Raw genomic sequence first — 14,162 nt, 5'->3', positions numbered from 1 at the left:
TGAGCTGTCACGCCGGCGATCATTCCGCCGGCTGTGTCCCGCCATCGCCGTCGCGAAAGCCGATTTTGGGCGATGCAGGCCCGAGCGCCGGCGCGTTGGGGCCGGCGATCCCGACCACTTCCGCGCCGTCGTCGCCGGGCCGGAAGGTGAGCAGACGACGACCCAGTCGTGGCCCTGCCCAGCGCTCGATCCCGACCGCGATGCTGAACGTCGCCGGCACGATCAGCAGCGTCAGCACGGTCGACATCACCAGACCGCCGATCACGGTGATGCCCATCGGCGCGCGGAACGATCCGTCGCCGCCGATCGACAGCGCGGTCGGCACCATGCCCGCGACCATCGCGACCGTGGTCATGACGATCGGCTGCGCGCGCTTGTGCCCGGCATCGACGATCGCAGTCCAGATATCGACGCCCTTGCCCATCTCCTCGAGCGCAAAGTCGATCAGCAGGATCGAGTTCTTCGCGACGATCCCGAGCAGCATCAGCAGCCCGATATAGACCGGCATCGAGATCGGATGACCCGTCACCCACAAGGCGAGCAGCCCGCCGAGCGGCGCGAGGATCAGCGAGCCCATGTTGACGAACGGCGGCAACAGACGGCGATAGAGCAGCACGAGCACCGCGAAGACGAGCAGCACGCCCGCCACCACCGCGACGATGAAGTTGCTGATCATCTCGGCCTGCCACTTGGCCTGGCCAAGGACGAGTTCGCTCACCCCGATCGGCAGCGCGTTCATCGTCGGCAGCGCATGGATCTGCTTCTGCGCATCGCCGCTGATCACGCCGGGCGCGAGATCCGCTCCGATCGACAGCTGGCGCTGCTGGTTGACGCGGTCGATCTTGGTCGGCCCCGAGCCCAGCCCGATATCGGCGACGAGGCTGAGCGGCACCGATCCGCCCGTCGCGGTGGCGACCGGCAGGTTCTGGATCGTCGCGAGGCTCGTCCGCGCATTCTGGTCGAGCGCGACGCGGATCGGGATCTGGCGATCGCTGAGCGAGAAGCGTGCGCTGTTCTGGTCGATATCGCCCAGCGTCGCGATGCGGATCGCACTCGACAGGCCCTGCGTCGTCACGCCGAGATTGGCAGCGAGATCGAGCCGCGGGCGGATGACGATTTCAGGCCGCTGCAGATTGCCCGCGACGCGCGGCGCGACGAGCGACGGCAGTTTTGCCATCTCGGTGACGATCTTCTGCGCGGTCGCGTCGAGCTTGACCGGATCGTCGCCGCCCAGCGTGATCGTCACGTCGCGATTGCTGCCGCCCCAGCCGAACTGCGACCGGAACGACACACGCGCATCGGGGATCGCCGCGAGCTGCGGCGCGAGACTCCGCTCGAACGCGGTGCTCTTCATCGAGCGATCGTCCTTGAGCGTCGCGGTGACGCGGCCATTGCCGACCGCGGTGCGGGCATAGACCGATGCGACATCGGGTTGCGCCTGGAGGATGCTCGCGACCCGGGTCACGACCGCCTGGGTCTGCGCCAGCGTCGTGCCGGGGACCATGTCGATCGTCGCGGTGCTGGTGTCGCTGTCGCGCGGCGGCTGGAAGGTCGAGGGCAGGACGAAGAACATCGCGATCGTGATCGCGGTCGCCGCCGCACCCGCGACGACCGGCAGCCAGCGGTGCCGCAGCGTGAAGCGCAGCGACGCCATGTACCAGTCCATCAGCTTGCCTTCGCCGTGACTGGCGGTGCCGTGCGCCTTCAGGAAATAGGCCGCGATCATCGGCGTGATGAGGCGCGCGACCGCGAGGCTCATCAGCACCGAGGCGACCACGGTCAGACCGAAATTCTTGAAGAACTGACCCGAGATACCCGGCATCAGTCCGACCGGCAGGAACACCGCGACGATCGACATCGTCGTCGCGAGCACCGCCAGCCCGATCTCGTCGGCGGCGTCGATCGACGCCTGATAGGCGGATTTGCCCATCCGCATGTGCCGGACGATGTTCTCGATCTCGACGATCGCGTCATCGACCAGCACGCCCGCGACGAGGCTGAGCGCGAGCAGCGTCATCTGGTTCAGCGTGAAGCCGAGCAGGTCCATGAACCAGAAGGCGGGAATCGCCGACAGCGGAATCGCGAGTGCGGAAATGATCGTCGCGCGCCAGTCGCGCAGGAACAGGAACACCACGATCACCGCGAGCACCGCGCCCTCGATCATCGCGTCGATCGCGCTGTGATATTGCTCCTCGGTATATTTCACGCTGTTCGAGCGCAGCACGAAATGCACCGCCGGGTTGCGCTTCTCCAGCGCCTCGAGCTTCTTCACCGCATCGTTGAACACGGTGACGTCGGACGCGCCCTTGGCGCGCTGGAAGTCGAAGCTGATGACCTGGCGACCGTTGATCGCCGCCGCCGTCCGCTGCTCGGCATAGAGATCGCGGACCTGCGCGATGTCCGCCAGCCGCACGGTCCGCCCGCCGACCGAGATCTGCGTCTGGCCAAGGTCATAAGCGTTCTTGGCATTTCCGAGCACACGGACCGACTGTTCGGATCCGGCGATCTCCGCGCGGCCGCCCGCCGCGTTCAGATTGACCTGACGCAGCTGCGCGTTGACCTGGCTCGCGGTCAGCCCCTGGCTCTGCAGCTTGACGGGATCGAGGATCACGCGAATCTCGCGGCTCACCCCGCCATTGCGGTTGACCGCGGCAAGCCCCGATACCGACAGCAGCTCCTTCGCCACGGTATTGTCGATGTACCAGCTGAGCTGTTCGACCGTCATGTCGCTGGCGATCGCGGAATAGCTCGCGATATCCTCGTCGGTGGTGTTGGCGCGGAACACCTGCGGCTCGAGGATCCCCTCGGGCAGGTCGCCGCGGATCTGCGCGATCGCGTCGCGAACGTCGTTGACCGCGCGGTCGATCGGCGTGCCGATATTGAGCTGGATGACCGTCTGCGACGTGCCTTCGGTGACCGTCGAGCTGATCTGGTCGATGCCCTGCAGCGTCCGCACCGCCGCCTCGACCCGCTGCGTGACCTGGGTTTCCAGTTCGGTGGGCGCCGCGCCCGGCTGGCTGATGACGACGATCGCGATCGGGAAGTCGATATCCGGATCGTTGTTCACGTCCATCCGCATGAAGCTGACGATTCCCGCCAGCGTCAGTGCGAGGAACAGCACGATCGGCGGTACCGGGTTGCGGATCGCCCAAGCCGAGATGTTGCGGAAACCCATGGTGCGTCAGCCCCGTTTGCTACTGGTGGGTGTCGTCGTCGCGCTGGTCGTCGCCTTGGTCACGGGCTTGACCTTCTGCCCGGGTGCGAGGAACCCGCCGGCCGACTGGACGACGCGTTCGTTGCCCTGCAGCCCGCCTGCGATCGTCACCGCACTGTCGGAAACCTGACCGATCTTCACGTCGCGGCGCACCACCTTGTCGTCGGGACCGACAACATACACGAAACTGCCCTTGTCGTCGCTCTGCAACGCCGAGTCGGGCAACTGCGGCGCGACCGTCGCGCCACCGACGATCGACGCCGCGGCGAACCCGCCCGGGCGCAGCGCGGGATCATAGGCGAGCGCGATTCGCGCGACGCCCTGGCGCGTCTGCGGATCGATCACCGGCGACACCTGCCAGACCTCGCCCTTATACCCCTTGGCCGAACCGACCGGGGTCACCGTCGCCCGCGCACCGACCGGAAGGCCGAGCAGATCGCTTTCGGCCAGCGCCGCGCGCATTTCCATCTGTCCGCCCATCGCCATGCGGAACAGCACGCCGGTCCCCGAGCTGACGATCTGCCCGGGCTCGACGCCGCGGGTCAGCACGAGGCCGGCGGCCGGTGCACGGATGTCGAGTCGCCCGTTGCGCGCGCGGGCCTCGCCGAGCGACGCCTGCGCCACCTTGACGCGCGCCGCCGCCGCATCACGCGTCGCCGCCTTGCGCTGGAGATCCGCCTTCGAGATGAACCCGCGATCGACCAGCTGCTGCGCACGGTCGAGCTCCGCCTGCGCGATCGTCTCGTCCGACCGCGCCACGGTTACGGATGCCGACAGCGATGCCGCGGTCTCGGTCTGGACCGAGCGATCGACCGTCGCGAGCACCTGCCCCGCCGCGACCCACTGGCCAGGCTCGACCAGCACGCGCGTGATCATGCCGCCCTCGCCCGCGACGCCGACGGGCATTTCGCGCCGTGCAGCCAGCGTACCGGTCGCGGCGATCACCCGGTCGACGGTCTGGCGACCGGGCACGATGACGGTGACGCTCGGAATCTGCTCGGTCGGCGCACCGGGCGCCGCTGCATCCTTCTTGCCCGATCCGAACGCGAACCAGGCGATGGCCAGCGCCGCGAGGATGACGACCACCGCGATGATGATGTTGCGACGGGTATGCGACGGCGGCGTCTGATCCGTCAGCACCTGCTGCGGCTCGCCGCCGATCGTCCTGGCTTCGTAGTTCATGCGCGCGCTATCCCCGTCCCGACCCGAATCCGCCGGACCACTCGCCAGCTGTATTATATAAATAGATCACCGTGCTCAAGCCCCCCGGCACGCCGCGCAGCCAAATGTCAGACATGACCAGGATCGCACCTGTCTGCAAGCTGCACGCGATGTTCAGCCTGCGTTGACCCGGCTTCGATCAATCGCGAAAGCAGGCTGACTTACAGGGAGACACGATATGACCAGGCTCACCATGATCGCGACGCTGGCGGCGGTTCCGCTCGCCGCCGCGATCCCCGCCGCCGCTTCGGCGCAGGCGCAGACGTCGACGGTCGAACCGATGGTCCCCGCGACCGGGACGGTGCTCGACGTCAGCGCCGAGGGCCGCACCACGCGCGTGCCCGATGTCGCGACGATCCGCGCAGGCGTGGTCTCGCAGGCGACGACCGCCGCGGCTGCGCTGGCGGACAATGCGCAGCGGATGAATCGCGTGCTCGCGGCATTGAAGAAGGCCGGGGTCGCGCCGCGCGACATCGCCACCGCGACGGTCGGGCTCGCGCCGCAATATCGCTATGCCGACAATCAGCCGCCGGCGGTCACCGGCTATCAGGCGACCAACAGCGTCTCGATCCGCTTCCGCGACGTGGCGAAGTCGGGCGCGATCCTCGATGCGCTGGTCGCCGAGGGCGCGAACCAGATCGACGGGCCCAATCTGTCGATCGACCAGCCCGATGCGGCGCTGGACGAGGCCCGGGCCGATGCGGTCAAGCGCGCGCGTGCCCGCGCCGAGATCTATGCGCGGTCCGCCGGGATGCGCGTCTCGCGGATCGTCTCGATCACCGAGAATGGCGAGAATGCCGGCAATCCGAACCCGCCGGTGTTCATGGCCCGCGCGGCGATGGCCAAGGACAGTACGCAGATCGTCGCGGGCGAGAAGGACGTCACCGTTTCGGTCTCGGTCCGCTTCCTGCTGAACTGAGCGCATAGAAAAAGGGCCGCCCGGTCGCCCGGACGGCCCTTTTTCAACGCTGTGTAGCGACCGCTCTTAGCGGACGCTGCCGCGGCGCACGAGGTTGACGATCGCGAGCAACACGATCGCGCCAAGCAGCGACACGATGAAGGAGGTCAGCGTCAGCGGTGCGCTGTTGATCGAGCCACCCGACAGGATCAGGCCGCCGATGAAGGCGCCGACGATGCCGACGATGATGTTCAGGAAGATGCCCTGCTGCGCGTCGGTGCGCATGATCATGCTGGCAATCCAGCCAATGACACCGCCGATGATCAGCCAAAGAATGATACCCATTTTACTTTCCCTCCGTTGTTCCCGTAGCCGGGCGATGGCGGAAAGACGTGCGAGCACGGACGTTTGTTCCGCCCGCGTTTTGATTATGTAGGCTGATTCGGGTCAGTATTTTTGCTGCCTTTCGTACAGCGACTTATAGTGCTGGATCCGCGTCACGCGCAGGCCCGGCATCCCCGACCGGTCGATCGCGCGCTGCCATCCGGCAAATTCCTCGACCGTCAGTCCATAGCGGTCGCAGACCTCGTCGACCGACAACAGACCGCCATTGACCGCGGCGACGACCTCGGCCTTGCGGCGTACGACCCACCGCGTCGTGCTCGGCGGCGGCAGCGAATCCAGCGTCAATTGCTCGCCGAGCGGTCCGATGACCTTGGCAGGGCGGAACTTCTGGTTCTCGATCATTTACAACCTCTGATCGGGGCGGGGGCCCCCTCTCGATACGTGGCTACGACCCGTAGCCAAGGGAGTTGAAGAATGGCTGAAACGCCGCGGTAAACGCCGCGGTCATTCCTGTTTCCATCGCGTCAAGGCATCCGCCATTGGCCCGTTGAACGCCCCGTGGACGGGGGCGAACAGCTTGGGATCGATCGCACCCCGCGAAAACCCGGCCTGAACCGCCGCGGTCGGGCTCGCCGCCTGACGCGCGGCGATCCCGACGATCAACACCGCCAGGTCACCGGGCAGAACGGTCAGCTCGGCCTCTCGATCGAAACGGGGGAAGCTCAGATCCAACGCGACACTCGCAAAACACCAACTAGAGGTCCCGTCTAAACGCCGGGGAATGAAAACGAGGTAAAGTTCGGGACAAAGAGTTGTCGCGCCTGTCGCTTTTTTTGCAACGCCTCGTCGCAGAGACTATGGTGTACCGATGGAACAGGCGGATTTTCAGCTCGGCGGCGCGACACCAGGGTCGGGGTCGCTGGCCGGTCGACGGATCGTCGTCGCGATGTCGGGCGGGGTCGACAGCTCGGTCGTCGCGGCGCTCGCGCATGCGACCGGCGCGGAGACGATCGGCGTGACGCTGCAGCTCTACGATCACGGCGAGGCGGTCGGCCGCGCGGGCTCGTGCTGCGCGGGCCGCGACATTCGCGACGCGCGCGCGGTCTGCGACCGGCTGGGCATCGCGCATTACGTCTTCGATCATGAATCGAGCTTTCGCGAACAGGTCGTCGACACCTTTGCCGACGCTTATCTCGCGGGGCGCACGCCGATTCCGTGCGTCCAGTGCAACATGGGACCCAAGTTCACCGACCTGCTGAAGCTCGCGCGCGATCTTGGCGCCGATTGCCTGGCGACCGGCCATTATGTCCGCCGTGTCGAGGGTGCACGCGGTGCCGAACTCCATCGCGGCGCGGACCCTGCCCGCGACCAGAGCTATTTCCTGTTCGCGACGACGCAGGCGCAGCTCGACTATCTGCGCTTCCCGCTCGGCGGCCTGCCCAAGGCGCGCGTGCGCGAGATCGCGGCCGAACTCGGCCTAGGCGTCGCGGCCAAGCCCGACAGCCAGGATATCTGCTTCGTCCCCGACGGCGATTACGCCGGACTGGTCAAGAAGCTGCGCCCGGAGGCGGATACCGCAGGCGATATCGTCGATATCGGCGGCATGAAGCTCGGCGAGCATCGCGGGCTGATCCACTTCACCGTCGGCCAGCGTCGCGGACTGGAGATCGGCGGCAGCCCCGAGCCGCTCTATGTTGTGCGCGTCGAGCCCGACACCAGGCGCGTCGTCGTCGGCCCGCGCCGGGCGCTCGCGGTTTCGGCGGCGCAGCTGAGCGACATCAACTGGCTCGGCGACGATTTTACCGGGCCGCTTACCGCCAAGGTGCGCTCGATGGCCAAGCCCGTCCCGGCCCGCCTGATCGGTGACCGCGTCGTGTTCGACGCACCGGAATATGGTGTAGCCCCGGGGCAGGCGACCGTCCTCTATGCCGGCGACCGCGTGCTCGGCGGCGGCTGGATCGCGTCGACCGAGGCGGCACTCGCCGCCGCCTGACGCGTTGGGCGTGGCATGGATATCGACGACCTGCGCCGCCAGATGGAAGCCGCCGCCGCGGCGATGGACTTCGAGACCGCGGGGCGGCTGCGCGACCAGATCAGCCTGCTCCGCGGCGGCGGCACCGTCGCCGACACCGCGGGACTCACCCGCCAGCAACCCGGCGCGATGGGTCTGGGCACCAGCCAGCAACGTCTGACCCCGCCGCCCGGCTGGGTGAAACCCAAGAAGCCTGACCCGATGACCAAGGGCCGCAAGCGCTAGCCGCCACGCCGCTCCTCTTCCGTCATCCTGACGAAAGTCAGGATCCAGGGTGACGGGGCGAGACGATCCTGGCTCTGGATCCTGACTTTCGTCAGGATGACGTAGATTTAGACCGTTATCACGGCAGCAGGAACGTTCCCTCGATCACCGTCACGCACGCACCGCCAAGCACCACCCGGTCGCCTTCGAGCCGGCACGTCAGCCGCCCCCCGCGCGCGCTTGCCTGGAACGCGGTGAAACTGTCGCCCAGCGTCTGCGCCCAGTACGGCACCATCACCGCATGCGCCGACCCCGTCACCGGATCCTCGTTGATCGCATAATAAGGCGTGAAGACGCGGCTGACGATTGCGGTCGCGGACCCCTTCGCCGCGACGATCGCGACGATCGGAAACTTCGCCAGCGCGACGAAATCCGGTTTCAGGTTGCGGACGATAGCCTCGTCCTCGACGATCACCAGCGCATAGCCCTTGTCGTGCCACAAGGTCTCGACCGGCGAATCGATCGTCAGTGCCGCGACGATCTCCGGCATCGCCTTCGGCGCGGGCGCCCAGGCCGGCAGCTCGAGCGTGTATCCGGCATCCGCGCAGGCGACCTCGAGGATCCCGGCCTGCCGCGTCGCGAACCGGACCCGGTCGCGCGCGCTATCCGACGACAGCACGAAATGCCCGCTGGCCAGCGTCGCATGACCACACAACGCGACCTCCGCGCCCGGCGTGAACCAGCGCAGTTCGAAATCGACGCCCTCTTCGGCCGAGGGGACGATGAACGCGGTCTCGCTCAGGTTGTTCTCCTGCGCGATATCCAGCAGCACCGCATCGTCGAGCCACGCCGACAACGGCATCACCGCCGCCGGATTTCCCGCAAAGGCCGTGTCGGCGAACGCATCGATCTGCGCGAACGGTATTCTCATGCTGCTGCCCCTCATACCCGGTTGTCGGGCGCCCAGCGGGTTAAACCCGCTTGCCAAACCAATGCGGCGTCACGTCCGCCTCGACCAGCGGATTGTCGGTATCGACATGCCCTTCGGGATCGAGGTGGATCAGCACTTCGACCTTGGGGAAGGCGGTGCGCAGGTTACGCTCGACCGCCTCGACGATGTCGTGGGCATGCGCGACGGTCAGGTCGCGCGCGACCTCCATGTGGAACTGCGCGAAATCATGGCTGCCCGACCGGCGGGTGCGGAAGTCATGGATGCCGCGGATGCCGGGCTGACGCGCCGCCACGTCGAGGAACTGTGCACGCAGATCCTCGGGCCATTCCTTGTCCATCAGCTGGTCGATCGCGTTCGACGAGGCCGAGAACGCACCCCAGGCGAGCCACAAGGCGATGACGATGCCGAAGATCGGATCCGCCCCGCTCCACCCCAGATACTGGTCGAGCACCAATGCGACGATCACCGACCCGTTGAGCAGCACGTCCGACTGGTAATGGACATTGTCAGCAAGAATCGCGACCGATCCGGTCTGGCGGATGATCCGGCGCTGATAGGCGAGCAGGAACACCGTCGCGACGATCGCGACGACCGACACGCCGATGCCGAAATCGGCGCCCGTGGTCGGCTGCGGATCGTTGAACGCGAGGATCGCGCGCCAGGCGATGCCGGCGGCCGACGCGGTGATCAGCATCACCTGGAACAGCGCGGCGAGCGCCTCCGCCTTGCCGTGGCCGAAACGGTGGTCGTGATCGGCCGGCGTCGCCGCCAGCCGCACGCCATACAGCGTGACGAGGCTCGCGAGCAGGTCGAGCGCGGTGTCGGCGAGCGAGCCGAGCATCGCGACCGACCCGGTCGTCCACGCCGCAAAGCCCTTCAGCAGCAGCAGGAAACACGCCATCGCGACGCTGGCGAGCGCCGCGCGCGTCGCCAGCGGGATCACCCTGCGGCGTTCGTCCTGGGTCATGGGAACAGCAATCCTTCGGTCCAGCCTTCACCGTCGCGCACGAACAGTCGCCGCTCATGTAGGCGGTGTTCGCGGTCCTGCCACAGCTCGATGCGATCGGGCGCGATCCGGTACCCGCCCCAATGCGGTGGCCGCGGCACGTCGCCACCCTCGAACCGCGCCTGCGCCTCGGCAAAGCGGCGTTCGAATGTGTCGCGCGTGTCGAGCGGGCGCGATTGCTCCGACGCCCAGGCCCCGAGTTGCGAATTACGGCCGCGCGTCGCGAAATAGGCGTCCGATTCCGCATCGCTCACCAGGCTGACGCGCCCCTCGATCCGGACCTGCCGGCGCAGCGACTTCCAGTGGAAGAGCAACGCCGCATGCGCGTTCGCGGTCAGTTCGCCCGCCTTGCGGCTCTCGCGGTTGGTGTAGATGACGAAACCATCGGGGCCATGCCCTTTCAGCAGCACCATCCGCACCGACGGACGTCCCTGCGCATCCGCAGTGGCGAGGGCTACAGCGTTGGAGTCGTTGATTTCTGTTTGCCTGGCCTCGGCGTACCAGGCCTCGAACAGCGTGATCGGGTTATCGGACATGGCAGCGCCATAGCGAAACTTGGCGGGCCGCGAAACAGCGCACGGCACGGCGCTCACGGAACGACTCGCCACGCCGACGATTGAATCGGTTTCGCAACGAAGGAAACCGCACCGTGGCAGCGCGCGCCTATTGGCAGGGACAGATCCGGCTTGCGCTGGTCTCGATCCCGGTCGAAATCTACTCCGCCACCAAATCGGGTGCGGCCGTCTCGTTCAAGCAGATCCACGAACCCTCGGGCCAGCCGATCCATTACGACAAGGTCGTCACCGGCGTCGGCCCGGTCGACGCCGACGAGATCATGAAGGGCTATGAGGTCGAAAAGGGCGAATATGTCCTGCTCGACCAGGACGAGATCGACGCGGTGAAGCTCGAGTCGAAGAAGACGCTCGAACTGACCCAGTTCGTCGATGCGAGCGACATCGACGTGCTCTATTATGAAAAGCCCTATTTCGTCGTCCCTGCGGACGATCTGGCGGAGGAGGCGTTCATCGTCCTGCGCGAGGCGCTCCGGCGCACGAAGAAGGTCGGGCTCGGCCAGCTGGCGATGCGCGGCCGCGAATATGTCGTCAGCCTCAAGCCCTGCGGGCGCGGCTTGGTGCTCGAGACGCTGCGCTACGCGGACGAGGTGCACAAGGCGCAGGGCTATTTCCGCGACATCCCCGACGACAAGCCCTCCGAGGAGCTGCTCGAACTCGCCGAGGCGCTGATCGAGAAGCGCAGCGGCGACTTTCACCCGCAGGACTTCCACGACCGCTATGTCGACGCGCTGAAGGACCTGATCGAGCGCAAGCGCAAGGCGAACGGCAAGACGATCATCGACGAAAAGGACAGCGGCGAGAGCAAGGGGTCGAACGTCGTCGACCTGATGGCGGCGCTGAAGAAGTCGATGGAGAAATCGGGCGGCACGGCCACGGCTGCGAAGAAGGCACCCGCCAAGAAAGCCCCGGCCAAGACCGCGACCAAGACTGCGACCAAGACCCCGGCCAAGAAACGTGCGTAACGCCCCCTGTTGTGTCTCCGCGAAGGCGAGGACCCAGCCTGGGCTTCCGCCTTCGCGGGAGAATAATGGTGGCTGACACCCCAGACCCCCTCGCGCTCTACAATGCCAAGCGGGACTTCGCGAAGACCGCCGAACCCGCCGGCACGCTGACCCCCGGCAACGGCAACAGCTTCATGGTGCAGAAGCACGACGCCACCCGCCTCCACTGGGACCTGCGCCTGGAGATCGACGGCGTCCTCAAAAGCTGGGCGGTCACCCGCGGCCCCAGCCTCGATCCCGACGAAAAGCGCCTCGCGGTCCGCACCGAGGACCATCCCTTGAGCTACGCCACGTTCGAAGGCGCGATCCCCGCGGGAGAATATGGCGGCGGCACGGTGATGCTGTGGGACCGCGGCACCTGGGCCCCGATCAAGGGGAAGTCGGCGAAGGACCTCGACAAGGGGCATCTCCACTTCGTCCTCGATGGCGAACGGATGAAAGGCGAATGGCTGCTGATCCGCCTGAAACCCCGCGCGAAGGAAAAGCGCGAGAACTGGCTGCTCCGCAAGATCGACGACGCCGCGGCGGGCGGCACCGACACGCTGGTCGACGAAGCGCTGACGAGCATCTCGACCGGCCGCACGATGGCGGAGATTGCCGAGGGCAAGAAGCCGGCACGCGCGAGCAAAGCAGCCCCTCCCCCGTCATCCCGGCGAAAGCCGGGATCCAGAGCCAAAAGCGTCGCGGCCCATACTCTGGATCCTGGCCTTCGCCAGGATGACGGCACGCTCCCCGATTTTCGCGACCCCCAACTCTGCACGCTCGTCGACGCCGTCCCCACCGGCACCGCCTGGCTGCACGAGGTCAAATATGACGGCTACCGCGCGCTCGTCGCGGTCGCGAGCGGCACGGCCAGGGTCTTCACCCGCACCGGCCTCGACTGGACCGACAAGTTCGCCGGAATCGCCGCCGCCGCCGCGAAGCTCCCCGTAAAATCGGCGTTAATCGACGGCGAGATCGTCGCCTTCAAGAACGGTCACCCCGATTTTTCGACGCTGAAGGACGCGATCTCCAGCGGCGGCGCCATGACCCTGTTCGCGTTCGACCTGCTCGCACTCGACGGCGAGGACCTGACCGGCCTGTCCAATCTCGACCGCAAGGCCCGGCTCGAACCGCTGATCCCGGCCGATGACGACCGCCTGCGCTATTCGGACCACGTCATCGGCGCGGGCGAGCAATTGTTCGAGACGATGTGCCGCGAGGGCCTCGAAGGCATCGTCTCGAAACGCGCCGACGCGCCCTATCAGGGCAAGCGGACCAAGGCGTGGCTCAAGGTCAAATGCACGCACCGTCAGGAATTCGTCATCGTCGGCTGGCTCCCGTCCGACAAGAAGCGCGGCTTCAAGTCGCTGCTGCTCGGCGTCCGCGAGGGCAAGACCTATCGCTATGCGGGCAAGGTCGGCACCGGCTTCGACCAGGCGCTGATGGACGAGCTCCGCGGCAAGCTCGAGGCGCTCGGCCGCAAGACGCCGACCGTCGAGGCCCCGAAAGCCGCGGTCCGCGGCGCGCACTGGGTGACGCCGAAGCTCGTCGCGGAAATCGCCTTTGCCGAAACCACCCCCGACGGCGTGCTGCGCCATTCGAGCTTCATCGGCCTGCGCGAGGACAAGGCGGCGAAGGACGTCGTCGCGGAGACCCCCGCCCCGCTCCCCGATGCCGCGCCTGACACCACGATAAAGATCACCAACCGCGACCGCGTGATCTTCGACGAGTCCGACGTCACCAAGGGTGATCTCGCCGATTATTATACCGCGCTGTCGGGCCTCATCCTCCCCTTCGCGGGCAACCGCCCGATCAGCCTCGTCCGCTGTCCGCAAGGCCGGTCGCGCGCCTGCTTCTTCCAGAAACACGATGCCGGCAGCTTCGGCGACGCGGTCCATCAGGTACCGATCCGCGAGAAGGACGGATCGACCGAGAACTATCTCTATGTCGACGATGCCGACGGGCTGGTCGCCTGCGTCCAGATGGGGACGATCGAATTCCACGGCTGGGGATCCTCCAATCAGACGCTCGAAAAGCCCGACCGGCTCGTCTTCGATCTCGACCCCGACGAGGGGCTCGACTTCGACGATACCAAGAAGGCCGCAGAGTATCTGAAGACGCAGCTCGCCGAACTCGGCCTCGTCAGCTTCGCAATGCTGTCAGGCGGCAAGGGCGTCCATGTCGTCGTCCCGCTCACCCCCAGGGCGGAATGGCCCGCGGTCAAGGATTTCGCCGACCGCTTCGCCCGCGCGCTGGCGAGTGCCGAACCCGACCGGTTCGTGGCATCGATGGCCAAGGCCAAGCGCAAGGGCCGGATCTTCATCGACTGGCTCCGCAACCAGCGCGGCAGCACCGCGGTGATGCCCTATTCCGCCCGCGCCCGCGCCGGCGCGCCTGTCGCCGCCCCCGTATCATGGAGCGAATTGCGCGACATCGACACCGCCGCCCGCTGGGGCGTGCGCGACGTCGAAGAGCTGATCGCACGCGCCGGATCACGCGGATTGAAGGGCTGGGGCGGGGCGGACCAGGTGCTGCCGGATTTCTGAAGGCGCGGCAGCCTCCCCTAACCCCCGCACTCCACCCCGGCGAAGGCCGGGGCCCAATTGGGGGACGCCCGTGATAAAGGGTGGCTAGCCGTTACGCCCCTCCACCCAATTGGGCCCCGGCCTCCGCCGGGGTGGAAGGCGTAGGCGAAACCCGCCCCGCAGACACGCTTTTAGGTTGCGCCGCAC

At 66.9% G+C, this 14,162-nt stretch carries 13 protein-coding genes; 5 read left to right on the top strand and 8 right to left on the bottom strand.

Features of this window, described 5'->3' with window-relative positions; genetic code table 11:
• Positions 1-19: 19 nt before the first annotated feature.
• A complete protein-coding gene (locus J3A66_RS13765) occupies positions 20-3,175 on the bottom strand; it encodes an efflux RND transporter permease subunit (protein ID WP_031440559.1) in 3,156 nt (1,051 codons plus the stop codon).
• Between the two features lie 6 nt (positions 3,176-3,181).
• Positions 3,182-4,396: an efflux RND transporter periplasmic adaptor subunit gene (locus tag J3A66_RS13760; RefSeq protein ID WP_031440560.1), complete on the bottom strand. Its 1,215-nt coding sequence runs from the start codon at positions 4,394-4,396 to the stop codon at positions 3,182-3,184.
• 232 nt (positions 4,397-4,628) lie between these two features.
• Between J3A66_RS13760 and J3A66_RS13755 the strand changes: the two genes are divergently transcribed.
• Positions 4,629-5,354, top strand: coding sequence for an SIMPL domain-containing protein (locus J3A66_RS13755; RefSeq protein ID WP_209570517.1), 726 nt, complete (start codon positions 4,629-4,631; stop codon positions 5,352-5,354).
• 66 nt (positions 5,355-5,420) lie between these two features.
• Here the strand turns inward: J3A66_RS13755 and J3A66_RS13750 are convergent, their stop codons facing one another.
• From J3A66_RS13750 to J3A66_RS13740, 3 genes are all read right to left on the bottom strand, one after another.
• Positions 5,421-5,678: a GlsB/YeaQ/YmgE family stress response membrane protein gene (locus tag J3A66_RS13750; RefSeq protein WP_031393003.1), complete on the bottom strand. Its 258-nt coding sequence runs from the start codon at positions 5,676-5,678 to the stop codon at positions 5,421-5,423.
• Positions 5,679-5,780: 102 nt separating this feature from the next.
• Positions 5,781-6,080 (bottom strand): DUF1153 domain-containing protein, encoded by a 300-nt coding sequence (locus J3A66_RS13745; protein WP_031393004.1) that lies wholly within the window; start codon positions 6,078-6,080, stop codon positions 5,781-5,783.
• Between the two features lie 102 nt (positions 6,081-6,182).
• Positions 6,183-6,410, bottom strand: a complete 228-nt coding sequence (locus J3A66_RS13740; RefSeq protein ID WP_031393005.1) for a hypothetical protein — start codon at positions 6,408-6,410, stop codon at positions 6,183-6,185.
• Positions 6,411-6,546: 136 nt separating this feature from the next.
• On the opposite strand from J3A66_RS13740, the gene mnmA reads away from it, so the two are divergent.
• Positions 6,547-7,671, top strand: a complete 1,125-nt coding sequence (gene mnmA, locus J3A66_RS13735; RefSeq protein ID WP_192069627.1) for a tRNA 2-thiouridine(34) synthase MnmA — start codon at positions 6,547-6,549, stop codon at positions 7,669-7,671.
• A gap of 15 nt (positions 7,672-7,686) precedes the next feature.
• Complete coding sequence (locus J3A66_RS13730; protein ID WP_031440563.1) at positions 7,687-7,935, top strand: UvrB/UvrC motif-containing protein; 249 nt, start codon at positions 7,687-7,689, stop codon at positions 7,933-7,935.
• Positions 7,936-8,053: 118 nt separating this feature from the next.
• Here the strand turns inward: J3A66_RS13730 and J3A66_RS13725 are convergent, their stop codons facing one another.
• The 3 genes from J3A66_RS13725 to pdxH are packed head-to-tail and all read right to left on the bottom strand — an operon-like array spanning position 8,054 to position 10,408.
• Positions 8,054-8,845, bottom strand: coding sequence for a PhzF family phenazine biosynthesis protein (locus J3A66_RS13725; RefSeq protein WP_209569472.1), 792 nt, complete (start codon positions 8,843-8,845; stop codon positions 8,054-8,056).
• A 40-nt stretch (positions 8,846-8,885) separates the two neighbouring features.
• Entirely contained in the window at positions 8,886-9,833 is a 948-nt protein-coding gene (locus J3A66_RS13720; RefSeq protein WP_037529981.1) for a cation diffusion facilitator family transporter, read from the bottom strand.
• Positions 9,830-10,408, bottom strand: coding sequence for a pyridoxamine 5'-phosphate oxidase (pdxH, locus tag J3A66_RS13715; protein ID WP_209569470.1), 579 nt, complete (start codon positions 10,406-10,408; stop codon positions 9,830-9,832). Before pdxH ends, J3A66_RS13720 begins: the two co-directional genes overlap by 4 nt.
• Positions 10,409-10,521: 113 nt before the next feature.
• On the opposite strand from pdxH, the gene J3A66_RS13710 reads away from it, so the two are divergent.
• Together J3A66_RS13710 and ligD are read left to right on the top strand one after the other, a co-directional pair.
• Positions 10,522-11,409 (top strand): Ku protein, encoded by an 888-nt coding sequence (locus tag J3A66_RS13710; RefSeq protein ID WP_209569468.1) that lies wholly within the window; start codon positions 10,522-10,524, stop codon positions 11,407-11,409.
• 68 nt (positions 11,410-11,477) lie between these two features.
• Positions 11,478-13,976 carry a DNA ligase D gene (ligD, locus tag J3A66_RS13705; RefSeq protein WP_348634052.1) on the top strand — a complete coding sequence of 833 codons (2,499 nt, stop codon included), beginning with the start codon at positions 11,478-11,480 and terminating at the stop codon, positions 13,974-13,976.
• Positions 13,977-14,162: the final 186 nt, after the last annotated feature.

It is taken from the genome of Sphingomonas sp. PvP018 (assembly GCF_017876865.1).
Taxonomy (GTDB): domain Bacteria; phylum Pseudomonadota; class Alphaproteobacteria; order Sphingomonadales; family Sphingomonadaceae; genus Sphingomonas; species Sphingomonas aerolata.
Note: the sequence above shows the minus strand (reverse complement) of the source record. Positions and strands in the feature narration are given on the sequence as shown.